The organism is Klebsiella sp. GW_Kp182 (assembly GCF_040062275.1).
Lineage (GTDB): Bacteria > Pseudomonadota > Gammaproteobacteria > Enterobacterales > Enterobacteriaceae > Klebsiella > Klebsiella michiganensis.
On the sequence record NZ_JBEAFQ010000044.1, the window covers coordinates 56,729 to 79,086 of the forward strand.

The following is a 22,358-nucleotide window of genomic DNA, read 5'->3' on the forward strand; positions in this document are numbered from 1 at the left end:
CAATACGCACCAGGATGAGACATTTTTTTCACACGCTTGATTGTATTTATTGACTCAATAAATTCAATTTAAATCTTAACCAGGAGACGACTATGTCCAGCAATTCTTTACTGTTTCGCCGCGTGCGTACCTTGATGTTCGCGCTGACTGCACTTCCGCTGGTAAGCCATGCTGCGGTGGAAACCATCGCCCCGGGCAAGCTGACCTACGGCACGGCGGCGACGTTTATGCCTTTTGAGTTCGTGAAAGAGGGCAAGCTCACCGGCTTCGATATCGACCTGATTAACGCGCTAAGCAAAGAGATCCAGCTGACGCCTGCGCCGATGCCGATGGAGTTCAAAGGGCTTATCCCAGCGCTGCAGGGGAAACGTCTCGATATCATCAACTCCGCCATGTACGTCAATCCTACCCGTGCCGCGCAGGTCGACTTCGTGCCCTATCTGAAAATCGGCAGCCGCGTGGTGGTGAGCAAAGGTAACCCGGCAAAAATCACCGGACGCGACCTGAGCCTCTGCGGCAAAAACATCGCCGTGACGCTCGGCGGGATCGAAGAGAGCCAGGCCCGGGCAGATAACCAGCGCTGCCTGGACGCCAAAAAACCGGCCATTAACGTCATGACCTTCCCCGCCGCCACCGACTCCGCCGTCGCCGTCGCCCAGGGCCGCGCCGATGCCGAGTTCCTCTCCACGCCGGGGACCGTCGCCCTGTTAACCGAAAAAGCGGGCATGTTTGCCGCGGTTGGCGACGAATTCGAAGCGGATACCCATATCGCGTTTGCCGTGCGTAAAGGCGACACCGAAACCCGGGCCCTGCTGGAAAAAGGTCTCCAGGGTCTCGTCAAAAATGGCACCTATAAGCAATTGATTGAGAAATGGAACTTCCCTGACTCCGTTGCCCTTTTCTAAGCCGTTTTGCCATTAACCGGAGAAAGCTATGTCGATCGAACTAATGTGGCAGTACTTCCTCTCACCCGAGTTTGTTCAGGGTGCGTGGATGACGCTACTGATTACCCTCTGCTCACTGTTGTGTGGCGTGGTGCTGGGCCTGGTGTTGGCGCTGTTGCAGGAAGCGCCGTTTCGCGCCGGGAGAGGGCTGGCCTTTTTCTACCTGTGGCTGTTTCGCGGGACGCCGGTGCTGTTCCAGATAATCTTTGTCTACAACGTGCTGCCAGGCTTCGGCTTACGCTTCTCCGCGTTTACCTGTGCAGTGCTGGCGCTTTCGCTTAATGAAGGCGCCTACATGGCGGAAATTCTGCGCTCTGGCCTGCAGGCCGTAAAAAGCGGCCAGCGCACCGCCGGCATGGCGCTCGGGATGACCCACGGGCAGATCATGCGAAAAATCGTGCTGCCTCAGGCCGCACGCATCGTTCTGCCGCCGATGGGTAACCAGATGATCAGCATGCTGAAATCGAGCGCGCTGGTGTCGGTTATCGCCGTTCAGGAGCTGCTGCTGGTCGCCAACCAGACCGCCAGCGCCAGCTTCCGCTACTTCGAAGCGCTTTGCGCCGCCGGTCTCTATTATCTGCTGCTCACCAGCCTGTTCATGATCTTCCAGTCGCGGCTTGAAAGCGTACTGGATCCCAAACAGCGGCGCAGCAAGAGCCAGAAGCGACTGACCCGCCTGTTTAAATTACCGAAAATCGCCCGGGAGGAACCATGAGCGAGAAACCGCTGCTGGAGATGATCGGCATTGATAAGACTTTTGGTCGCCAGACCGTGCTCAAGAACTGCTCACTTGAGGTGCAGCGCGGGGAAACCGTGGTGCTGATTGGGCCATCGGGCTCGGGAAAATCCACCCTGCTACGCTGCGTCAATATGCTCTCACCTGCCGACAGCGGCGACGTCTTTTTCGCCAGCCAGCACATCAGCCGGGGCGAAGTGCCGGTGCACAAACTGCGTCAGCGTATTGGCATGGTGTTCCAGAACTACGAGCTGTTCTCGCACCTGACGGCGGCGGAAAACATCATGCTGGCCCCAATGACGGTGCTGGGGATGAACCGCATTGATGCCCGCACGCTGGCGGACAACCTGCTGGCGAAGGTGCGCATCAACGAACGCGCGGACCACTTTCCGGACGAGCTCTCCGGCGGCCAGCAGCAGCGCGTGGCGATTGCCCGTGCCCTGGCGATGAAGCCCGAGCTGATGCTCTATGACGAACCCACCTCAGCTCTCGACCCGGAGATGATCCGCGAAGTGCTGGAAGTGATGGCAGAGCTCAGCGCGGAAGGGATGACCAGCATGGTGGTGACCCACGAGATGGGCTTCGCCCGGCGGGCCGCCAACAACATTCTTTTTATGGAAGACGGCGAAATTATCGATCGCGCCAGCACCGGTGATTTCTTCGCCGGCCACGTCAGCGAGCGCGCGCAGCGCTTCCTGACGCAAATATTACATTAATCACGGAGTTCCTATGTCCAGTTACCAGGTTGACAGCGCACGAATGAAAAAGGATTTAGCGACGCTGGTTGCCATCAATACGGAAAATCCACCGGGCCATGAGCGTGAAGCCGCCGAATGTCTGGAAGGCTGGCTGCTGACCGCCGGGTTCGATCTCTCCTTTAGCGAATACGCGCCGGGGCGGACCAACGTTATCGCCGTCCTGCACAATGGACCGGGACCGTGCTTCGCCTTCAACACCCATATTGACACCGTTCCGGCGGGCAGCGGCTGGGCGAGCGATCCCTTCACCCTCAGCGAACGCGATGGCCGCCTGTACGGGCGCGGCGCCTGCGATGCCAAAGGCCCGCTGGTGGCGATGGTTGAAGCCCTGCGTCTGCTGGCCGCCAACCGTCAGCGCTGGTCCGGCACCTTGATGGGCGTGTTCACCGCCGATGAAGAGGTCGCCAGCGAAGGGGCGAAATTCTACGTACGCGACACCCCGCCGGCGATTGATTTCGCGGTGATTGGCGAGCCGACATCGAATGCGACCTTCTCGGCTCACAAAGGCAGCTTGCGTCCTCGCGTGCGGGTAAAAGGCGTCACCGCGCACTCCGGCACGCCGGAGCTGGGGGTTAACGCCATTTACCAGTCCGCGCGCCTTTTAGGGCTGATCGAAGAGGCCCACCACCTGCAGGTGCGTTGCCGCTGCCACGATCTGGTCGGCAACGCCAGCCTGACGGTGACCCGCATCCACGGCGGCCATGCGGACAACGTGGTGCCAGACAGCTGCGAGCTGCTGCTCGATCGCCGCATGGTACCGGGGGAAGACGAAGAGGTTGTTAAAGCCGAACTGCAACAGCTGCTCGACCACGCGTACGCGCAGGCAAACGTGGAAGCAGAAATTATCGCCTGGCAGCCCACCACCGGCGGCGCGACGCAAACCGACAGCAGCGAAGCCATTGTCGAGCAAAGCCTTGCCGCCTGCCGCCGTCACGGACAGAGCGAGCCCGGCCCGTTTGGTTTTCAGGGCGGCTGCGACCTGGTGCATTTCCGTTCGCTGGGCGCAAAGGGCGTGGTGATTGGCCCCGGCTCGCTGTCCGTGGCCCACAAGCCCGATGAATTCGTCCCCGTCGATGAATTTATCGCCGCGGCAGATATCTATCTCGATATTGCGCTCGCCATGCTGCCGCCGGCGTCCGATTTATGAAAGCGCAGCTCTTTCGGGGAGACCTGCATTACGCCGGCGTGACGCTGCATACCGCCGCCTCCGGCCCGGTGACGGCGCTCGACACCCTCTGGTTGCGCCTGGAAGACCGTGGCGTGACGGGGATTGGCGAAGTGCGTCTCAACATTCGCTACCTGCACGGCTACCGCGAAGAGCAGGTGCTGAACAACCTGCTTCAACGCCTCAACGGTTGGGACTGGCGCCAGGAGCCCGCGGCGCAACTTGCCGCGCTGCACGAGGAGGACCGCACGCTGCTGCCGCCGTCGCGCATGGCGCTGGATATGGCGTTGCACGATTTAATGGCGCGTCAGAACGGGGTCAGCGTCGCCGCCTGGCTGGGGGCGCCAGCTGGCCTGCCCGCCTGGCACACCAATCAGACGCTGTTCTGGGGCAGCGAAGCAGAGATGCTGGCGCAGGCGCAGCGCTATGTCGATCGCGGTTTTACCCAGCTGAAGTTACGCACGGGCGTAGCGGATTTCGCCACCGACCTGGCCCGCCTGCAAAAGCTGAGGCTGCGGTTTGGTCAGCAGATTTCGCTGGCGATTGACGTGAACGGCCAGTGGTCGCTGGCGCAGGCTCACGCGGCGTTCCCTTATCTGCGCGAGCTGAATCTCAGCTATATCGAACAGCCGTTAAGCCCGGCAAACGATAGCCAGCTTGCTGAACTGTACGGCTACGGCATCCCGATCATGCTCGACGAAAGCCTCAACAGCGAGTCGGCCATCACCCGGCTTATCGCCGCCAAAGGTGCGCTGTGGGGGCATCTCAAGCTGGTGAAACTGGGGGGGCTTGCTCCGACGCTTGCCGCCGCCGTCCGTCTGCGACTCGCCGACGTGCCGTTCATGATTGGCCAGATGAATGAAGGCCATGCCGCCACCGCCGCCGCGCTCCAGCTGTGCCGCGTGGTGCAACCGGCATTCGCCGAACTGTATGGCGCCGATGGATTAACCGACGATCCCGTCAGCGGGCTGGAATACCGCAATGGCATGGTCGCCGTTAACGACTCTCCCGGTCTGGGCGTGCAGTTCGATGCCGCGCGGGCCAACTTACTCCAGGAGTTTAATGATGCAAGATGTTAACAATGTGATTCAGGGCAGCGAGTCCGCCTTTCGCGCCGACGAATATGCGCAGCGCATTCAGCGTACCCGCGAACGCTTAAGCCGCGCGGGCGTGGACGTGATGATCGTGACCGGCCCGGAAAACATTTTCTGGCTTACCGGTCAGCAAACGCCGGGCTATTACACCTTTCAGGCGCTGCTGCTGCCGGTAGAAGGGGATCCGGTCTTTGTGATTCGCCAGCTCGAATACTTTAACTTTATCGCCAACACCTTTATTTCAGACGCCGCCATCTACCAGGATGGCGATAACCCGGTGGATTTCCTGGTAGGCATGCTGCAACAGCGCGGCTGGCTCAACAAACGCATTGGGCTGGACAAACGCGGCTGGTTCCTGCCGATTGCCGTCTATGAAGCCCTGCAGGCGAAGCTCGGCACCATCGCCGATACCGCGGGCGTCATCGAACCGCTGCGCGCGGTGAAATCGGCGGCGGAGGTGGAAAAAATCGCCCTCGCGGCGCGCTATGTGGATGCGGGCATGCGCGCCGGGATGGCGGCGATTGGCAGCGGCGCGGACGAAAACGCGCTGGTCTCCGCGATGATGGGGGCCGCTATTGCCGCCGGTTCCGAGTATGTCGGCATGGAACCGCTGGTTTCTACTGGCCCACGCAGCGGCGTGCCGCACGGCACGTGGCGACGTCGGATGATGCAGAATAACGACCCGGTCTTTCTGGAGATGTCCGCCGCCCACGATCGCTACCACGCCGCGATGATGCGCTCCGCCTGGCTGGGCCGTCCGCCCGCTATCGCCATCGAAATGGAAAAAGTTTGTCAGGAAGCCCTGCAGGCCGCCCTCGACGCCATTCGTCCGGGCGCCACCTGCGAAGCGCCGCACCTGGCCTGCCAGAAGGTGATCGACCGCGCCGGATTCACCGAAAACTTCAAAAAACGCACCGGTTACTCCATCGGTATCGCCTTCGCGCCGGACTGGGGCGAAGGCGGCATTCTCAGTCTGTACAGCGGCGTCACCACCGAGCTGCAGCCTGGCATGACCTTCCACATCCCGCCGGCCCTGCGTATCTACGGTCAATTCACCGTCGGCGTCAGCGAAACCGTGGTGGTGACTGAAACCGGATATCGCCAGCTGGGTTCCCTGGCTCGCCCATTAACGCTGCTGTAAGGAAAGAAAGATGAAAGATATCAACGAGTGCCGTGAACGCCTGCGCGGCATTTTCAACATCACCGTCACCCCGTTCACCGCCAGCGGCGCGATCGACTTCCCGGCGCTGCGTGAAAATATCGAACGCGTGATTGATCTGGGCTATGACGGCCTGCTGATTGGCGGCACCTACGGTGAGTTTCCGGTAATGACCGTCGAAGAACGCCGAGAGCTGTTTCATGAGGTGATGGGCTGCGTGGACGACCGCGTGGCGGTGATGCTGTGCAGCGCCAGTTCCGACCCGCGCGACGCCCGCGAGCTGACCCGGCTGGCAAGCGAGCTGGGCGGGCTGCCGATGGTCACCGCCCCCTTTGTTAGCGAAATCACTGACGAACAGATCGTCAGCTACTTCAATGAGATGGCGCCGTTATCCAAAACCGGCATTCTGGTGTACAACGCGCCGGGCATCGGCATCACCCTCTCCCCGGCGCTGCTGGAACGGCTGGCAGAGATCCCGAACGTGGTCGGCATCAAACAGGGCGATCTCAACCCAACCGCCATCGATCAGATTGCCAACCGCCTGCGCGGGCGGCTGCGTTTGTTCTGTGCCTCCGATCTGGCTTTCCTCGGGCCGATGATGGCCGGGTTTGACGGCATCAGCACGACCAACAGCGGCGCGCTGCCGGAGCTGATCGTCAATACCTTCCGCGCCGTAGAACGGGGCGACGCCGCCACCGCCCGCGATTTGCATCAGCTGTGGTACGCGTATCGGGCGCTGGCGCGCAAACACGGTCAGCCGCAGTTGGTGAAAGCGGCGATGGCGCTGCGCGGCTTTAACGGCGGCACCGTACGCGCACCGTTAAAACCGATCGGCGACGCGGCGCTGGCAGAGCTGACCCGCGTAATGCAGGAGCTTGCCAGCGACCCTCGCAGCGGGGTTACGCTGGCGCGTTAAGCGCCGCCTGTAGGAACGCGACGAACAGCGGATGGGGCGCATCCGGGCGGGACATCAGTTCCGGATGCCCCTGAACCCCGTGCCAGAACGGCAGCTCAGGCTGGGAAACGGCTTCCACGATACCGTCGCTTTGCGCGCTCACGCTGACCCCGCCGGGAGACAGCGCCGGCAATAACTCGGGGTTAAAGCAGTAGCGATGGTTATAGTGCATTTCGCGGATATCGCCGGGGATAAGCCCGGAGGAAAAAGGGAATACGCCGCAGCGATGACGGCCATCGGCAAAGGGAACAAAGCTGTGCAGGGCTTCATCGGGGGCGACTTCCGCGGGAATGGCCGATTCGAAACCCGGGCTACGGCGCACGGCTGCGGTCATCATGCTCTGCATTCCCAGGCACAGCCCCAGCGTTGGCTGCCCGCGGGCCAGGGTCTCTTCCGCCACGCGGATTTGTCCGTTGACCGCCGCCATCGAGGAACCGCCTGGCAGCACCACGCCCTGGAAGGCCTGAAGCTCGTGTAATCCCGTGGACAGGCTGACCGGCGCAAAGAAATGGACCTCCAGGTTCAGCCCCAGCGACGCCGCGGCATCGCCCAGCGAGCCGAGCGTGGCGGGATAGACCAGACGGTGGTCCGCCTCGCGGCCAATCAGCGCGATGCGCAAGGACCCGCCGGCAGACGACGACTCGCCGCTATCCCAGCGGCCGTAGCGGTCGGCGGTGAGATCTAACAGCGTGTGTTGCCCATCGCTGAGCGTCAGGCGGTGGCGGCTGTCGTCGCTGTAAAGCCGCTGGCCCGGCAGGTCGGCGATAAGCGGCGCCTGCGAGGACGCCAGCACAATGACGGCGTCTGATGACGGCAGGCGGGCGATATCGCGCACCTCTTCACGCAGCGTATCGCTGCGCCAGAGGCCGCTGGTCACGCAGTACCCTGCACGAATGACGTGCTGGTGGCTATCGGGTACATCCCCGGCGAAGTCGGGGCGAAGGCTCCAGAGGGGCAACCCAAGACGATTGGCCCACAGGCTGGCGGTGATACCGTAGCGGGCGGGCGCGGAGCTGTTATCGAGAATAAAGATCGGTGACACGGCGAGTTTCCTGCTGATGTTGGGTACCTAATTGTATTAATTGAATCATTAGATACAAAAGAGGATTTATGAATAACAGTCAAATCGCCCGTCGTATGCAATCCGTACGGCCTTCTCCGACCGCGGCCATTTCTGACCAGGTACGGGTACTGGAAGCCGCAGGCAAGCAGGTTATCAACCTGGGCGAAGGGGAACTGGATTTTGCTACCCCACCCCATATTAGCTATGCGGGCATTGAAGCTATCGTGCATCACCAGACTAAGTATACCGCCGTTTCCGGCACCGCAGCGCTCAAGGCGGCCATTGCCGCCAAGTTCGCTCGCGACAATCAGCTGCGCTACCGTCCGGAAGAGATCATCGCCGGGAGCGGCGCCAAACAGCTTATTTTCAACGCCTTTCTGGCAACCCTGGACGCCGGGCAGCAGGTGATTATTCCCGCGCCCTACTGGGTCTCTTACCCGGATATGGTCTCTCTGGCCGACGGCGAACCGGTGATTGTGCCCTGCGATGAACAACACGGCTGGAAGCTGACGCCGGAACAACTGGCCGCCGCCCTCACCCCGTCAACGCGCTGGTTGATCCTCAATTCGCCGGGCAACCCGACCGGGGCGATTTACAGCGAACGGGAGCTGCGCGCGCTGGCAGACGTGCTGGCGGACTACCCGCAGGTGCTGGTGATGGCCGACGACATTTACGAGCCGCTGCGTTACGACAATACCCCGTTCACCACGTTTGCTCAGGCCGCGCCGCAGCTGGTTTCGCGTACGCTGACGGTGAACGGCGTGTCCAAAAGCCACGCCATGACCGGCTGGCGTCTGGGCTATGCGGGCGGGCCGCAGTGGCTCATTGCCGCCATGCAGATCCTGCAATCACAAAGCACCTCCAACCCCAGCGCGATTTCGCAGGCTGCGGCGGTCGCTGCCCTTAACCATTCGGCGGACTTCTTAGACGGCTGGCTGCACACGCTGGATAAACGCCGTCAGCAGGTGCTGGGGATGATTGCCGCCACCGAGGGCCTGAGCGCTGGCATTCCCCAGGGCGCATTCTATGTGTTTGCCAACTGCCAGCGGCTCATTGGGCGAGTGACGCCCACCGGCGAAACTCTCCGCGACGACAGCGGACTGGCGAACTGGCTGTTAGAACACACTCAGGTGGCCGTGTTACACGGGTCCGCGTTCGGCATGCCGGGGTATTTACGTATTGCCTACGCGGTGGAAGATGGGCTGCTGACGCAGGCCTGTCAGCGGATTGCCGAAGCCTGCGCGCAGCTGCGTTAGGGCACGCAAGCACTACAATGGCGCCCTGTAAAAAGAAAACCCCGCGCGATGTACTGGCCGGAGTTGTTGAATGCGGGCGCTCCGTTTTCTCAGCTCGCCAGCGCAATAGCGCGGCAATCAGTTTGCGTTCACGCCCGGCCGCTGCGGCAAAAATTCCTCGCCCCTGCCCCCTCCGTCGGGGCGAAATTGCGAAATGCATCACAGTCCAGGAAATAACTTAACAGGTTAACCGGTTAAGTTGAGTTGAGAGGTTGATCGGACAATCGGGTACGGGTATCGTAAGCCTACGAAATAAAATAAATGTAAACAGAAACTGGCGAAACAATGAAAGCAACGGCACAGTCAACGAAATACCAGGTGATAAAGGCAGCACTGTTAGATGAAATAAGAAACGGTACTTTTAAACCCGGGGAAAAATTCTACAGTGAGTCGGAATTAAAAGAGCGTTACTCCGTCAGTTCCGCCACGGTTATTCGCGCTATTCACGAAATGGTCAATGAAGGCTACCTGATTCGCTATCAGGGTAAAGGCACTTTTGTTTCGAAAGCCAAACGAAATGAGAACATTATTTTCTCAGAATCAGATAACGATTTAAAAGGCATGCAGTCGGTTAAAGTTATCGCCTGTGAACTGGAAAACGATCCGTGTATTAAAGAAAAACTCGGGTTAAATGATGATGAAAGATATTATCGTATTGCGCGCTTAAAGTTTGATAATAACAAACCTTATGCATTACAGATTTCGCATATTCCGGCCCGCTACTTCGCCAGTCAATTGACGATTAAGAATTCGGCACTCAGCTCTATTTATGAGGCTTTTAAGGTTAACAATGGTCTTGATATGTACACCATGCCCTATCGGCAGACCATCTGCGCCCTGACCGATGCTGCGCCAGAAGTCCTGCAGCACCTTGAGCTCACGGCTCACCAGCCCGTTATCATGATGAAACGCTATACCCACGACGAGCAAGGTCAGGTGATTGAATATATTGAGACCTGGAAACGGTTAGAATCATTTTATATTGAAATAAGAACGCCAGATAAGGGGGCAGGATGAACCAATTATTATTAATCTCTCATGGGGGTTTCGCCAGCGGTGCCAGACAGGCCACAGAATTAATACTCGGAGCGCAGCCAAACCTTCATGTAGTTGAACTGGATGGTGAGAAAGGGATTGCAGTATTTAAACAGGAACTTCTCGATAAAATCACCATCCTTAGCGCAGCAAAATCCAAAATTATTATCCTCTCTGATTTAAAAAGTGGTTCGCCGTATAACTCCGCAATGGAGATTATTGTCACTAACAACCTATGGAATAATATCACCCTGCTCTCTGGGATGAATTTAAACTTAATTCTGGAAATGGCCATGGCAATTGATGAAAGTCACTCGCCAGCCTCGCTGAATGAAATAATAACTACGGCGCGTGATGGTATTTACCATTTACAGCAGGCAGCGCTTGCCGCCCACACAGACGACGGAGACGAGTAAAAAATGGAGCACATTGCGGTCTGGCAGATAGCGTTACTGACGCTTTATTCAGGGCTGGCGATATACGACGGCAACAACACGACGCTTGGGTTAGTGAAACCGAGCATGGCGGGCTTCTTTGCCGGTCTCATTATGGGCGATATGACCACCGGGCTTATCGTCGGCGGCACCCTGAACCTGCTGGTACTGGGCGTGGGCAACTTCGGCGGCGCGTCGATCCCGGACTACATGACCGGTGCGGTGCTGGGTACCACTTTCGCGATCATCAGCGGCCAGGGCGCGGCGTTTGGCGCCACCATTGCGGTGCCGATTGGTCTCTTAATGGTACAGCTGGATATCCTCGCCCGCTTCAGCAACACCTTTATCCATCATAAGGCCGACAGGCTGATTGAAGAGGGTCAGGTGAAGGCGGCGGCCAGGATGAACCTGCTGGGCCAGGTGCCTATTTCGCTCTCGCGTATGCTGCCGGTGCTGTTGGCGCTGATCCTCGGGGCAACCTTTGTTAATGACGTCGTGACCTGGATCCCCGCGTCCATCATGAACGGTCTTAAAGTCGCCGGGGGCCTACTGCCTGCGCTGGGTATCTCCATCCTGCTGCGCTATTTACCGATTAAGAAGAACATCTCGTTTCTGATTCTGGGCTTTTTCCTGGCGGCCTATCTGAAAGTGCCGGTGCTGGGCGCCGCGCTGCTGGGTCTGGCAATTGCGCTTTACGTCTTCAACTCAGAAAAACAGGTAACGCAAACTACCGAATCCCCGGCAAATGGAGCAATGGGCGATGAATAAAGTATTAAAACGCGTGTTCTGGCGCTGGTTCCTGTTCGGTCAGTCAGGCTGGAACTACGAAAAAATGCAGGGTCTGGGCTATCTGTACAGCATCTATCCGTTCCTTGAGAAAAAGTACGCAAAACCCGAAGAGCAGAAGAACGCGGCGAAGGTACACAGCCAGTTCTTTAACACCAACAACACCATGGCGCCGGGGATCCTCGGGGTGAACATCGCCCTGGAAGAGCAGACCGGGCTTGCGGGCAAAGATGCGGTTGCCGGGATCAAAACCGGTCTGATGGGGCCTCTGGCGGGCATCGGAGATACGCTGTTCTTTGTTATTCCGACCACCATTATCGGTTCTGTCGCGTCGTACCTCGCGCTGCAGGGCAACCCGGTGGGGCTTGTTCTCTGGCTACTGTTCGCCCTGGTTCGCATGCTGTTTATGCGCTTTAGCATCAGCAAAGGGTATCAGGAAGGGGTCAACCTGCTGGGGTCTTTGACCAATAGCCTCAACAAAATTACCCGCGCAGCCAATATTCTCGGGCTGACGGTTATCGGGGCGCTTATCCCCTCGGTGGTGAAGGCGAATCTTAATTTCGAATTCAGCTACGGCGAAGTGTCGCTCAAGCTGCAGAGCATTGCCGACCAGATTATGCCCGGGCTTATTCCGTTGCTGGTTGTGGGGTTCACCTGGTGGCTGCTGGGGCTCAAAAAGATGAACTCGACTCGGGTCATTTTTGTCCTGATTGCTTTAGGTATTATCGGCTACAACCTGAATATTCTAGGTTAAGTAACACATTGATTTAAGGAATTTATCATGAAAGGTATTGTGCATATTCGTGTCGATGACCGGCTGATCCACGGCCAGGTGGCCACCCGCTGGGTAAGCCACTTCAACGCCAACCGTATTATGGTGATTGACGACGCCGTAGCTGCAAACGAGGTAGAGAAAATGCTGCTGCGCAGTGCAGCCCCGGAAGGCTGCAACACCTCTATTCTCTCTTTTGAGAAAGCCAGCGCCAATATCCTCGCCGGCAACTACGACGGTCAGCGCGTACTGATCCTGCTGAAGACCCCGGAGCTGGCGCTGAAGCTGATGAACGCCGGGATTGCCCTCCCACAGCTCAATATCGGCAATATGTCCAACAAAGACGATCGCCGCCAGATCAAACGCTCGGTCAGCGTCAACGATGCTGAGATCGCGGCCATCAACGCGCTGCTGGAAAAAGGCGTGGCGGTGACGGCGCAGATGACGCCGGAAGAGCCGAACGCCTGTATCACCACGTTTTTAAAAGCCGATAAGGGATAAGGGATGTCACCACATCAGCAGCAGTATTATCAGCATGTTTTAGCGACGCTGAATCAGGTGTTTCTTACTCAGAGCGCTGAAGTTGAGCAGGCGGCGGCGCTGTTTGCCGAGTGCGTCAAAGCCAACGGCATTATTCACGGCTTTGGATCCGGCCACTCGTTTGCCGCGGCGGTTGAGCTGGCCGGTCGTGCGGGCGGCCTGGTCAATACCAAAGCCATTGACCAGTTCTATGGGCCAACCGGCTGGTTTGATTCGCTGAAAGGGATTGGCGACATCTTCTCCGGGCTGCTCGATCTGCGCGAGTCAGACTGCTTTGTGATTATCTCCAACTCCGGCACTAAACCGCTGCACGTTGAGCTGGCACGCAAGGTCAAGGAGAGGGGGCTGAAGCTGGTGGTTATCACCCGCTACGCCGGCGAGTCGACGCCAACGAGCGAGAGCATTCGCGACTATGCCGATGTCATTCTCGATAACGGCTGCCCGTCCGGTGACTGCACGCTAAGTATGGATAACGGCAACATCATGACCGGTCCGGTGTCCTCGCTGTCTGCGGCCTTCATCATCAATAACGTGGTGATCCGCTGCATCGAGATGCTGCTGGAACAAGGTATCGCGCCGCCGGTGATGCGCAGCATCAATCTGCCCGGCGGTAAAGAATACAACGACATGCTGATGAGTCAGTACAAAGAGCGCGTATTCACGCTGTAGGGAAAAATCATGAAAGAGAGTCTGTCGAATCGCCTCACACCGCTGCCCTTTCCTGCCCTCACGCCCGACGCCTGTCGGGATGAGCTGACGGCGTGCGCGCGACGCATCGCGCGTAACATGGGTCTGTACGGCGAGAAATTCCCCTCAGCCTGCACGATCCATAATCGCTACGTTCTGAAAGAGAATAACGACTGGACCAACGGATTCTGGACCGGGATGCAGGCAATGGCCTGGGAGTTCAGCGGCGATCGCGCCTACCTGGACGGCGTTGAACGCAACGTGGCGAGTTTTAAAGCCCGCCTGGCGGCGCACCACGTCCTCGATCACCACGATATCGGCTTCCTTTATAGCCTGTCGGCAGTCGCGTACTGGAAACTGACGGAGCGCGAAGCGCTAACCCCGCTTATTCTGGCGGCGGCCGATCTGCTGGTAAACCGTTTTCACCCCAGCGCCGGTTTTATCCAGGCCTGGGGGACGCTTAACGACCCGCAGGAGTACCGGCTTATTATCGATTCATTGATTAACCTTCCCCTGCTCCACGTGGCGGCAAAGATCAGCGGTGAATCACGTTATCGGGAAGTGGCTGAACGCCACTATGCGGCGGTCATCAACAACATTTTTCGCGAAGACGGCTCCACTTTCCATACCTTCTATTTTGACCAGACAAGCGGTGCGCCTTCGCACGGGAAAACCTTTCAGGGCTACAGCGATAACTCCTGCTGGGCCCGCGGCCAGGCGTGGGCCATTCTCGGCATCCCGCTTCACTGGTCGGCTACCGGCGAAACCGACCACTACGAACGGTGGCAGCAGGCCTGCGAGTATTTCTTCCGCTACCTGCCGGAGGACGGCGTTCCCGCCTGGGATCTGCTGCTGGCTGCAGATCCGGACGCCCCGAAAGACAGCTCCGCGCTGGCGATTGCGGTCTGCGGCCTGCTTGAAGCGCATAAGCACTTTCCGGATGCCGGTTACCAGAAACTGGCGCGTCAGTGTCTGCTGGCATTAATGCGCGGCGCGTCTGCCCGCGATGATGATGTCTGCGAAGGCTTACTTAAACATGGTGTTTACGCCTATGCCCTCGGTAAAGGCATCGATGAATGTAATCTCTGGGGAGATTACTTCTATATGGAAGCGTTATACCGAGTCTACCAACCACAATGGTCAGGATACTGGTTATGACAATGATTCAGAGCTATTTAGATATCGTCCAGAAAAAACTTAACGACATTACTCAACAGCAAAGCCATAAAATCACTTCCACCGCCGTGGAACTGGCAAAAATCATTAACCAGGGAGGTGTAATTTATATTTTCGGCTGCGGCCACTCACATATTTTCGCTGAAGATGTATTTTATCGTGCCGGAGGAATCGCCCCGGTTCGGCCAATATTTATCGAACCTTTAATGTTACATCAGGGGGCGGCTGCTTCATCATATTATGAAAAACAGAATGACTATATTGCTGAGCATCTGGAGAGATTCTCGATCACCAGTAAAGATGCGCTGATTGTTATCTCAACTTCCGGGATTAACCCCGCTCCGGTCGATGCAGCACTCTGGGCAAAACAGCACGGGGCATTTACCCTGGCGCTGACCAGCTTTCTGTATGCCGAGACCCAGCCGTCGAAGCACAAGGCTGGCCTTAAGCTGCGGGACTGCGTGGATGTCGCCATTGATAACCAGGTGCCAATCGGTGATGCGGTACTTTCCCTTACGGAGCATGCAACGCCGTTCGCGCCGGTTTCCTCAATGACCGGGCTATTTATTATGCACACCCTGTTCGCGGAAATCATAGCGAACCTGGGGAGTGAAAATAAATCTCTGCCGGTATTTTTGAGCGGTAACATTGCGAATTCCTCAAAACATAATGAATATCTTCTCGAAAAATACGGTGCGCAAATCCCGGAGCTCATAAATAACACGAGTTTTAAATAAGCAGTACATCCCCTCGCCCTATAATACATGGTTTTATAAGGTATATAATAATGACAAGTCATAGACTCAGAGTTTCTCTGTGTACACCGCTGTTTCTTTTTATTGCTGCAGATGCCTTTGCGGAAGAAGAAACGGATTATGAAGCGCCTTCTCAGTTTGAGAAAGCGTTTTATGATGAAGGAAAATTAAATCTCAATACCTCACTATATATTCGTCATCGTGCTGTAAAAGACCCCGCGACCGGTAAATATGGACTGGGTCCAGCCGGGATCCAGAACCAGACCGGTAACGTGGCAATTAGCTATATTTCAGGCTATTACCAGGACGTTATTGGCTTTGATTTCTGGGGCAACGCCAACATTAAGCTCGGGCATACCGTCGGTCAGTCGGAGATCCTTTACTACGACTACGATTGCGGCGAGCCGGGCAAGTTCAGCCCGTGCGAGAAGTCCTACATGAGCGTGTCGGTTGCCGCACTCAAGCTCAATCTTGGCGATGCAGGCACCAACTTCAAGCTGGCCGCGGGCTATACCCCCATTAACTCCGGTACCGTAAAAAGCAGCTGGGGCCTCAACCCTCACGCTTTTCGCGGGTTTGACAGTGCCCTGACCCTCGACAAACTGAGGCTGACCTACGCCTGGGCCGACCGCTTCAAGAACGACTGGAGCCGTGATTTTAAACCGATGACCACGGCCTGGCACCAGAACAACGCCGCCGGACTCGATGACAACGGCAAAACCATTAAAGCCGGTGCAATCATCGATTACATTCACACGGTGGGCGCAGTCTATAACTTTGGCAGTACCGTGCTTGACGTGGGCTATGGCGAAGGTAAAGGCTACCGTCGCAACTGGCAGGCACAGGTAGAGCGTCACGATACGTTGACAAAGGATGTCTCCCTGCAGAGTAAGCTCTTCTACCAGGGCGCGCGCTACATTGAAGATCTGTCGAAAATTAAAGATCCTGCAACGGAATATTATGTGGGGGTTGGTTTTAACCTGAGCCACGACAACACCGTGTGGTCCCTTGGCTATAGTCAGAACTACGCCCCGAACACCGGAGATTACAACTTCCGCTTAACCCCGTGGGCGAACTCCGATAAGCGTGATTATCAGCCGACGCTGTCGCAGCTGGAAGACTTTAACGTTTCCGGCGCCCGCGCGGTTCGTTTTGGCGTGAGTTATAACTTTGCCGATCTTAATCTACCGGAGTTAACCCTGGGCGGTGCCGGAACCTACGGCTGGCACGTGGTTAGCGATGTCAGTAAAACCGGTTCGACGAGAAAGTACGACGGGAGCATGGTGTCGTTCGATCTTTCCGCTCGCTATCAGGTGGCGGACGGCATGGCGAAAGGCCTCTCCTTTACCCTGCTCCCGGCGCTCTTCCGGGCGACAGACAGCAACTATAAAACCGATCGTAACGACGTGAAGTTTATCGTCGGCTACAGCATCAATATCTTCTGAGCCCGCCCCCCTCAACAGCGCATGAGGGGGACTTTGCGAAGGGAACCGCACCTGTCAGCTTCAAACGGCCAGAGCGGGTTACTCAACCGAATGGCATACTGAATAGCGGCACATAAGAAAAAACCCCGAGCGATTAAATAGCTCGGGGTTTGTATGACAGGATTGCACGATGCCGAAGAAAGCAAAAGAACCATCAGGACTAGCCGTAGATAGATAAGTGACATTAAAATAACACTCGGAGATAGTTCGAACTGTTTTTGACCTGCTACCTTGTCATACTAAACATTTCTCTGTAGATAATTCTGGCTTACTCCCTCACCATTTTCATATATTCATAAAATATGATAACCATCACATTCATGATCAGGATGCCAATTTTTGATATAGCTAGCTTTTACTTTTTGCTACAGATGGTAATGCACCCTAAAAAAGGAATTAATCATGAAAATGACAATAATATATGCACTACTATCCGTATTTTTTGGAGTATATGGAACAACGGCCAGTGCCAGTAACACAAATCAAGTGTCACAAAATTTAGAAACTACAATTCCCCAACAAAAGCAAATAGTTACCGGCAATTGGGACGAGTTCAACTCAAGAAAAATTGACAGGCTCATTCAAGAAGCAAAGCAGAAGCCTGCGCATTCTTTATATGCTGTTTTTGATTTTGACAACACAACAGCTTTTCTGGATATCGAAGAGGCAACGCTTATCTATCAACTAGAAAACCTTAAATTTTCGATGAAACCTGAGATATTGAAACAGATAATTTACAAAGATATACCGCCTTCAAACTTTAACTCGGATTATAATAATAAAAATCATCAACCGGTTAATATAAACCTCATTGGTCAAGACATTATTGATAGCTACACATGGCTATACAATAATTACAGCGGATTTGCGGGTAATAAAACGCTTGATGAAATTAAAAAAAATTCCAATTATATGAATTTTATAGTGAAAATGAGATATTTATATGATGCAATAGGTGGGTCATTCGACCATGAGGTATCTTATCCATGGGTGACGTATCTTTTTTCTGGCATGTCCAAAAAAGAAGTAGCTGATTTAGTGCACGATACTATTGAGTGGCAAAATAACCAGCCTATCGGAAAGGTGACATGGGTAAGCCCGGCAGATATGGCAGGCCGAGCTGGTATCGTATCAGTAACATGGAAAAACGGATTCAGGCTGATCCCAGAAATGCAGACATTATATAAAAACCTACAGCAGGCAGGTGTTGATGTTTATGTCATTTCCGCTTCAGCTTTAGATGTGATAAAAAGCATCGTTACTACAGGAAAATATGGTTTTTCTGTTCCTGAGTCTCATGTCTATGCAATGCATCCCTTATATGATAAAGAAGGTAGATTGACTCACAGCCTCGATCCATACTATCCCCAGACGCAAGGTAAAGGTAAAACCGAAACTATAAAGAAATTTATACAACAACATTACAAAAATACAGGACCAATATTAGTTGCTGGCGATAGCGAAGGAGATCAAAACATGATGTCCGACTTTAATGACACAAAGTGTGTTCTTATTATTAACCGGCTACGCTCATCTGACACCATTATCGGTGAGCTATCAGCTAAAGCCGTTCGTGACTATAATAAAGATGATGCAAAAATATTATTACAAGGAAGAGATGAAAATAAAGGGGAATTTTTACCATCACAAAGTAGCATATTGATGGGCACTAATAACGAAGTATCTTTACCATAGTTATCAACTTACAGCAATGCCTCTTACTTGAAACGGGGGCATTGCTAGTGAAATGATATTAATTACTTTAAATATAACATCATGACCTTGTCATAGTACATTATTTACAATAACGCCTTACGTTGATATTTTTAAAGGATTAAAAACCATAATACTGCGCAGTATAATCAAACATTCCTTTTTAAGCATGAACATATTAAATCCAGCAACTTTAATAACAAAATTCAATTTATGACATAAGTCCTCTATACAACATCCATTGTTTTGCCATCAAAACCTGAGGTCAAAGAATAACCATTTTCATCCAGATTATTAAACACATCCAAAATTCCGTTAGTTGTATAAACCAACAAATGTGTAAATACTTCTATTTTATTATTTTCAATAACTAAATAATCCACACCAAGTTTTACCGATGATATCCTGTTATTTAGACATCCACTGATTTCTTTTGGACTATTTGTCACCCAGCGAACTTGATTATACTCAATCGAAAACGGAAGCGTTAGATCATTACTTAACCATAGTTCATCAAATTTAGACCAGGCAATAGAGATTACCTCACCTCCATCAAAGTAGATTCTTATGGGTAAATCATTCCAGGGTTCCCAGTCATCAAAATAAATCTCGGCCGTTTCATACTTGATAATTTTTTTACCAAGCAATTTTAAAAAACAAGTATATATATTGTTAACTTTATTCATACCTTGAGCCTCATATCCTGAAGACTTAAAACCAGGCTGATATTAAAACATACTCATCCAGACACGCTGGCCTTTATAATCATCTTAACGAATTTTTGGACGTCCCATTCTTTGATATCTGAAACTTGCCCATCGCCGATTTCGATCAAACGAAGATTGGATGAAGCTGTCTCAACCATATCTATTGAGAAAAAAGGGGAGCCTATATGCTTCGCTATTTCATGAACAATAGCAGGGATAACATCATCAGCAGAGTAGACATTTCCATAGAATGAAAAATATCTACGTTCTGTTTCGGGTTTTAGGTCCTCAACCTTTCTAAGCACGACACCACCCTCTATTTCTCCGCGATATTGTTTAATATGGGCTAAAATCCCCTGTATTTCCTCGGCATTTTTCGCTATCGAACCACGCGATGTCGTAAGTGATTTAACATAGTCTTTAACAAAATATGAAGGCCATTTTAATCGTGATGTGATTTTTTCGAAATCATCATTCTCAGTAAGTAAAATAGTTTCAGGTGTATAATCACTACATGATCCGTACCAGCCCGTAATATAGTGGCAAGAAGCGTAATCATCAGGAGAAACTAACATTTCCGCACTATGACTTTTAACAGTATTGTATAATGTTTTATATTCTTTCTGTTTAAGCATCCAGCCTCGCCAAATAACTGGTGCATGCGCCTCAAGGTTTCCTGAAAGTTTAATTTTGCTATCTAATAAATGCTGTGATGATAGCAAAACACATTTTACTCCGTTGTCACTTGCACAGTTGAATTCATCCTCATAATTTTCATCAACTCTATTCAGATTAAAATAATCACTTGGGTAAATTATTTGCATGAAACCTATCCTTTTCTTAATATTTGTCTATATTATGGGTAACGTAACACTCTATTGGCAGTGATGTATAATTTATATACTCGCCTGTTTATCTGCTCGGAGTGTGTTAAATGACTTAACGCCGGGGGGATTATTCACTGACGTCTTTACAGAGCCCGCTTCGAAATGCATTAGCCCTCACCTGAATGATGAGTATTTGAAAGGATATTTATTGAGCAAAGGACGGACTTTAGATGTAAAAAAGCCCGTATAAACGGGCTTTTTGTACTACTTTATGCACTATAAAATCAAAACCATTCTTTAAGTTATTGATTTTATTTAGAATTTGGCGGAAGCGTAGAGATTCGAACTCTAGAACCCTTTCGGGTCGCCGGTTTTCAAGACCGGTGCCTTCAACCGCTCGGCCACGCTTCCAATGAGGCGCACTATAAACACCTCTGTTCAGGCTGTAAAGCACCAATTTATTCAACTGCCTTAAAATTAAACAAAAACGCGTTATTCGTCTGAAATTCAGGCAGTTTGCGCAGATTTTCAGCGCAAACCGCCCTCTTCGCGTTAATGTTTTTTGATGTACATATCTTTGGTGTAGTAATACCCCAGCTTATCCGACGTAAATCCCCCTACCCATGGCTTGACCAGATGGGTGCGCACGTAGTGATAGACCGGAATGGCCGGGACATCCTGACCTAACAGATCCTCCGCCTGCTGGTAGAACTTTCCCCGTGCCGTCGTGTCAGAGGCTTTTGCCGCATTGCGCAGCGCCTCATCGTAGGCCGGGTTGCTGTACTGGCTGGTATTTTCACTGTCGCCGGTGCGGAAGTTATTGAGAAACGTCGCGGCGTCGTCATAGTCGGCTATCCACGCGTAGCGCACGGCGTCAAAATTATGCGTATGCATGGCGTCGAGCATGGTCTTCCACTCCTGGTTTTGCAGCTTCGCCTCAACGCCAAGGTTCTTTTTCCACATTGAGCTGGCGGCGATGGCAATTCGCTGGTGAGATTCGGACGTGTTATAGAGCAGATTAAAGACCAGCGGATGGGTCTCATTATACCCGGCCTCGCTCAAGAGCTTTTTCGCCTCGGCGATACGCTTCTCGCGCGGCCAGCTGGCGTACTCGGGATTGTGCAGCTTTACCCCGCCGATGTCAGGTTGGCTGATAAGCCAGGCCGGACGCTGCCCCTGTCCCAGCACCTTCTCCGCGATAATGTCTTTATCGAGGGCCATATTCAGCGCCCGCCGTACGCGCGGGTCGTTAAACGGCGGCCGGGTAGTGTTGAATTCGTAATAATAGGTGGCCAGCTGCGGCGAAACATCCAGCTGATCGCCCATGGTTTTTTTGAGCTGGGCAAACTGATTAATCGGTACCGTATACACAATATCGATCTCTCCCGCCTTATAGCGGTTGACGTCGGCGGTTTCAGAGCTTATCGGCAGGTACGTCACCTTATTGATGACCGTATGCGCGTTATCCCAGTAGCGCGGATTGCGCTCGGCCACAATGCGCTCATTCACCACCCACTGCGACAGCTTATAGGGCCCGCTGGTTACGATATGCTCCGGTTTGGTCCATTTGTCGCCGTAGCGCGATATCAGCACTTTATCGAGCGGAACCAAAGATGGGTGCGCCAGCATCGCCAAAAACGCCGCATTCGGCTGAGTTAAGGTGACCTCAAGGGTGACATCATCTATCGCTTTGACGCCCAGCGTCTCGGGCGCTTTTTGCCCCTGCGCGATCTCCGCCCCGTTGACGATATGCATATTGCCGGGATAGCTCGCGTAAGGCGACGCCGTTAGCGGCGACACCAGACGCTGCCAGCTCCAGACAATATCCTGCGCCGTGATCGCCGTACCGTCGGACCAGGTCACACCGGGACGCAGGTGGAACGTCCAGACGGTGTTGTCCTTATTCTCCCACTTCTCCGCCAGCCGGGGCTCAATCTCTCCTGTTGGCGATACGCTGACCAGCCCTTCAAAAAGATCGCTGATAATGTTGTTTTCAACGTCGCTTTCCACTTTATGCGGATCCAGCGACGACGGTTCGCTGCCGTTATTTCTGACCAGTTCTTGCTTTTCGGCCAACGCCGTTCCCGGCGGTACCTGAGCGGCCAGCGCCGGGATGACCATGGAGAACAGACCGACGGCCACCAGTACGCGTATGATGTGATTATATTTTTGTATTTTCATATCCCTTGCCTTTGTTACGCTTCGTGAGTACCCTCTCCAGAGTTAGTCGCAGAATGGCTATAACGCAATATTTTTCAGTGAGTTATCAGATT

General features: G+C 53.7%; 22 protein-coding genes and 1 tRNA gene. 18 read left to right on the forward strand and 5 right to left on the reverse strand.

The features are described 5' to 3' along the window. The first annotated feature begins 92 nt into the window (after positions 1 to 92). The 7 genes from ABLU88_RS19255 to ABLU88_RS19285 are packed head-to-tail and all read left to right on the forward strand — an operon-like array spanning position 93 to position 6,772. Positions 93 to 905: an ABC transporter substrate-binding protein gene (locus tag ABLU88_RS19255; RefSeq protein WP_009651954.1), complete on the forward strand. Its 813-nt coding sequence runs from the start codon at positions 93 to 95 to the stop codon at positions 903 to 905. Between the two features lie 28 nt (positions 906 to 933). Then, positions 934 to 1,659 carry an amino acid ABC transporter permease gene (locus ABLU88_RS19260; RefSeq protein ID WP_348837616.1) on the forward strand — a complete coding sequence of 242 codons (726 nt, stop codon included), beginning with the start codon at positions 934 to 936 and terminating at the stop codon, positions 1,657 to 1,659. Beyond that, entirely contained in the window at positions 1,656 to 2,396 is a 741-nt protein-coding gene (locus tag ABLU88_RS19265; RefSeq protein ID WP_004849580.1) for an amino acid ABC transporter ATP-binding protein, read from the forward strand. The genes ABLU88_RS19260 and ABLU88_RS19265 overlap by 4 nt, the downstream gene beginning before the upstream one ends. A gap of 13 nt (positions 2,397 to 2,409) precedes the next feature. Further along, complete coding sequence (locus tag ABLU88_RS19270) at positions 2,410 to 3,585, forward strand: M20 family metallopeptidase (RefSeq protein WP_109240754.1); 1,176 nt, start codon at positions 2,410 to 2,412, stop codon at positions 3,583 to 3,585. Continuing rightward, positions 3,582 to 4,682 (forward strand): mandelate racemase/muconate lactonizing enzyme family protein, encoded by a 1,101-nt coding sequence (locus tag ABLU88_RS19275; protein ID WP_348837619.1) that lies wholly within the window; start codon positions 3,582 to 3,584, stop codon positions 4,680 to 4,682. The genes ABLU88_RS19270 and ABLU88_RS19275 overlap by 4 nt, the downstream gene beginning before the upstream one ends. Beyond that, on the forward strand, positions 4,669 to 5,838 hold the full coding sequence (locus ABLU88_RS19280; RefSeq protein WP_143439684.1) for a Xaa-Pro peptidase family protein: 1,170 nt from the start codon (positions 4,669 to 4,671) through the stop codon (positions 5,836 to 5,838). The genes ABLU88_RS19275 and ABLU88_RS19280 overlap by 14 nt, the downstream gene beginning before the upstream one ends. Before the next feature lie 10 nt (positions 5,839 to 5,848). Then, complete coding sequence (locus ABLU88_RS19285; RefSeq protein WP_103815017.1) at positions 5,849 to 6,772, forward strand: dihydrodipicolinate synthase family protein; 924 nt, start codon at positions 5,849 to 5,851, stop codon at positions 6,770 to 6,772. Here the strand turns inward: ABLU88_RS19285 and ABLU88_RS19290 are convergent. Beyond that, positions 6,756 to 7,853, reverse strand: a complete 1,098-nt coding sequence (locus ABLU88_RS19290; protein ID WP_025106176.1) for a hypothetical protein — start codon at positions 7,851 to 7,853, stop codon at positions 6,756 to 6,758. The two genes, ABLU88_RS19285 and ABLU88_RS19290, sit on opposite strands and share 17 nt — an antisense overlap. Before the next feature lie 68 nt (positions 7,854 to 7,921). Between ABLU88_RS19290 and ABLU88_RS19295 the strand changes: the two genes are divergently transcribed. The 11 genes from ABLU88_RS19295 to ABLU88_RS19345 all read left to right on the forward strand — a co-directional run bounded on the left by ABLU88_RS19295 (position 7,922) and on the right by ABLU88_RS19345 (position 18,533). After that, the gene (locus tag ABLU88_RS19295) at positions 7,922 to 9,130 is read left to right on the forward strand and encodes a pyridoxal phosphate-dependent aminotransferase (RefSeq protein WP_014837999.1); all 1,209 of its coding nucleotides are present in this window, start codon (positions 7,922 to 7,924) and stop codon (positions 9,128 to 9,130) included. A 324-nt stretch (positions 9,131 to 9,454) separates the two neighbouring features. After that, positions 9,455 to 10,186 (forward strand): GntR family transcriptional regulator, encoded by a 732-nt coding sequence (locus ABLU88_RS19300; RefSeq protein WP_014837997.1) that lies wholly within the window; start codon positions 9,455 to 9,457, stop codon positions 10,184 to 10,186. Further along, positions 10,183 to 10,620, forward strand: coding sequence for a PTS fructose transporter subunit IIA (locus ABLU88_RS19305; protein ID WP_014228688.1), 438 nt, complete (start codon positions 10,183 to 10,185; stop codon positions 10,618 to 10,620). The genes ABLU88_RS19300 and ABLU88_RS19305 overlap by 4 nt, the downstream gene beginning before the upstream one ends. A gap of 3 nt (positions 10,621 to 10,623) precedes the next feature. Continuing rightward, complete coding sequence (locus ABLU88_RS19310; protein ID WP_014228687.1) at positions 10,624 to 11,406, forward strand: PTS sugar transporter subunit IIC; 783 nt, start codon at positions 10,624 to 10,626, stop codon at positions 11,404 to 11,406. Beyond that, positions 11,399 to 12,178: a PTS system mannose/fructose/sorbose family transporter subunit IID gene (locus ABLU88_RS19315; protein WP_348837623.1), complete on the forward strand. Its 780-nt coding sequence runs from the start codon at positions 11,399 to 11,401 to the stop codon at positions 12,176 to 12,178. Before ABLU88_RS19310 ends, ABLU88_RS19315 begins: the two co-directional genes overlap by 8 nt. Positions 12,179 to 12,205: 27 nt before the next feature. Next, positions 12,206 to 12,697, forward strand: coding sequence for a PTS sugar transporter subunit IIB (locus ABLU88_RS19320; protein ID WP_025106174.1), 492 nt, complete (start codon positions 12,206 to 12,208; stop codon positions 12,695 to 12,697). A gap of 3 nt (positions 12,698 to 12,700) precedes the next feature. After that, on the forward strand, positions 12,701 to 13,405 hold the full coding sequence (locus ABLU88_RS19325) for a sugar isomerase domain-containing protein (protein ID WP_024359662.1): 705 nt from the start codon (positions 12,701 to 12,703) through the stop codon (positions 13,403 to 13,405). A gap of 9 nt (positions 13,406 to 13,414) precedes the next feature. After that, the gene (locus tag ABLU88_RS19330; RefSeq protein WP_064405583.1) at positions 13,415 to 14,581 is read left to right on the forward strand and encodes a glycoside hydrolase family 88 protein; all 1,167 of its coding nucleotides are present in this window, start codon (positions 13,415 to 13,417) and stop codon (positions 14,579 to 14,581) included. Next, on the forward strand, positions 14,578 to 15,336 hold the full coding sequence (locus ABLU88_RS19335; RefSeq protein WP_049083501.1) for an SIS domain-containing protein: 759 nt from the start codon (positions 14,578 to 14,580) through the stop codon (positions 15,334 to 15,336). Before ABLU88_RS19330 ends, ABLU88_RS19335 begins: the two co-directional genes overlap by 4 nt. A gap of 50 nt (positions 15,337 to 15,386) precedes the next feature. Further along, positions 15,387 to 16,799: an OprD family outer membrane porin gene (locus ABLU88_RS19340; RefSeq protein WP_049083500.1), complete on the forward strand. Its 1,413-nt coding sequence runs from the start codon at positions 15,387 to 15,389 to the stop codon at positions 16,797 to 16,799. Between the two features lie 441 nt (positions 16,800 to 17,240). After that, complete coding sequence (locus tag ABLU88_RS19345) at positions 17,241 to 18,533, forward strand: haloacid dehalogenase-like hydrolase (protein WP_102803828.1); 1,293 nt, start codon at positions 17,241 to 17,243, stop codon at positions 18,531 to 18,533. A 245-nt stretch (positions 18,534 to 18,778) separates the two neighbouring features. Here the strand turns inward: ABLU88_RS19345 and ABLU88_RS19350 are convergent, their stop codons facing one another. The 4 genes from ABLU88_RS19350 to ABLU88_RS19365 all read right to left on the reverse strand — a co-directional run bounded on the left by ABLU88_RS19350 (position 18,779) and on the right by ABLU88_RS19365 (position 22,266). After that, a complete protein-coding gene (locus tag ABLU88_RS19350; RefSeq protein WP_048263191.1) occupies positions 18,779 to 19,237 on the reverse strand; it encodes a hypothetical protein in 459 nt (152 codons plus the stop codon). 53 nt (positions 19,238 to 19,290) lie between these two features. Further along, positions 19,291 to 20,082, reverse strand: a complete 792-nt coding sequence (locus ABLU88_RS19355; protein WP_348837628.1) for an ATP-grasp domain-containing protein — start codon at positions 20,080 to 20,082, stop codon at positions 19,291 to 19,293. Between the two features lie 326 nt (positions 20,083 to 20,408). Next, positions 20,409 to 20,496, reverse strand: a tRNA-Ser gene (locus tag ABLU88_RS19360). A 141-nt stretch (positions 20,497 to 20,637) separates the two neighbouring features. Further along, on the reverse strand, positions 20,638 to 22,266 hold the full coding sequence (locus ABLU88_RS19365; protein ID WP_348837630.1) for an ABC transporter substrate-binding protein: 1,629 nt from the start codon (positions 22,264 to 22,266) through the stop codon (positions 20,638 to 20,640). Between the last annotated feature and the right edge of the window lie 92 nt (positions 22,267 to 22,358).

What these genes read in the sequence shown, in the direction of transcription:
- ABLU88_RS19255 (WP_009651954.1), top strand. Translation starts at nt 93, where the DNA reads ATGTCCAGCAATTCTTTACTGTTTCGCCGCGTGCGTACCTTGATGTTC.
- ABLU88_RS19260 (WP_348837616.1), top strand. Translation starts at nt 934, where the DNA reads ATGTCGATCGAACTAATGTGGCAGTACTTCCTCTCACCCGAGTTTGTT.
- ABLU88_RS19265 (WP_004849580.1), top strand. Translation starts at nt 1,656, where the DNA reads ATGAGCGAGAAACCGCTGCTGGAGATGATCGGCATTGATAAGACTTTT.
- ABLU88_RS19270 (WP_109240754.1), top strand. Translation starts at nt 2,410, where the DNA reads ATGTCCAGTTACCAGGTTGACAGCGCACGAATGAAAAAGGATTTAGCG.
- ABLU88_RS19275 (WP_348837619.1), top strand. Translation starts at nt 3,582, where the DNA reads ATGAAAGCGCAGCTCTTTCGGGGAGACCTGCATTACGCCGGCGTGACG.
- ABLU88_RS19280 (WP_143439684.1), top strand. Translation starts at nt 4,669, where the DNA reads ATGCAAGATGTTAACAATGTGATTCAGGGCAGCGAGTCCGCCTTTCGC.
- ABLU88_RS19285 (WP_103815017.1), top strand. Translation starts at nt 5,849, where the DNA reads ATGAAAGATATCAACGAGTGCCGTGAACGCCTGCGCGGCATTTTCAAC.
- ABLU88_RS19295 (WP_014837999.1), top strand. Translation starts at nt 7,922, where the DNA reads ATGAATAACAGTCAAATCGCCCGTCGTATGCAATCCGTACGGCCTTCT.
- ABLU88_RS19300 (WP_014837997.1), top strand. Translation starts at nt 9,455, where the DNA reads ATGAAAGCAACGGCACAGTCAACGAAATACCAGGTGATAAAGGCAGCA.
- ABLU88_RS19305 (WP_014228688.1), top strand. Translation starts at nt 10,183, where the DNA reads ATGAACCAATTATTATTAATCTCTCATGGGGGTTTCGCCAGCGGTGCC.
- ABLU88_RS19310 (WP_014228687.1), top strand. Translation starts at nt 10,624, where the DNA reads ATGGAGCACATTGCGGTCTGGCAGATAGCGTTACTGACGCTTTATTCA.
- ABLU88_RS19315 (WP_348837623.1), top strand. Translation starts at nt 11,399, where the DNA reads ATGAATAAAGTATTAAAACGCGTGTTCTGGCGCTGGTTCCTGTTCGGT.
- ABLU88_RS19320 (WP_025106174.1), top strand. Translation starts at nt 12,206, where the DNA reads ATGAAAGGTATTGTGCATATTCGTGTCGATGACCGGCTGATCCACGGC.
- ABLU88_RS19325 (WP_024359662.1), top strand. Translation starts at nt 12,701, where the DNA reads ATGTCACCACATCAGCAGCAGTATTATCAGCATGTTTTAGCGACGCTG.
- ABLU88_RS19330 (WP_064405583.1), top strand. Translation starts at nt 13,415, where the DNA reads ATGAAAGAGAGTCTGTCGAATCGCCTCACACCGCTGCCCTTTCCTGCC.
- ABLU88_RS19335 (WP_049083501.1), top strand. Translation starts at nt 14,578, where the DNA reads ATGACAATGATTCAGAGCTATTTAGATATCGTCCAGAAAAAACTTAAC.
- ABLU88_RS19340 (WP_049083500.1), top strand. Translation starts at nt 15,387, where the DNA reads ATGACAAGTCATAGACTCAGAGTTTCTCTGTGTACACCGCTGTTTCTT.
- ABLU88_RS19345 (WP_102803828.1), top strand. Translation starts at nt 17,241, where the DNA reads ATGAAAATGACAATAATATATGCACTACTATCCGTATTTTTTGGAGTA.
- ABLU88_RS19350 (WP_048263191.1), bottom strand. Translation starts at nt 19,237, where the DNA reads ATGAATAAAGTTAACAATATATATACTTGTTTTTTAAAATTGCTTGGT.
- ABLU88_RS19355 (WP_348837628.1), bottom strand. Translation starts at nt 20,082, where the DNA reads ATGCAAATAATTTACCCAAGTGATTATTTTAATCTGAATAGAGTTGAT.
- ABLU88_RS19365 (WP_348837630.1), bottom strand. Translation starts at nt 22,266, where the DNA reads ATGAAAATACAAAAATATAATCACATCATACGCGTACTGGTGGCCGTC.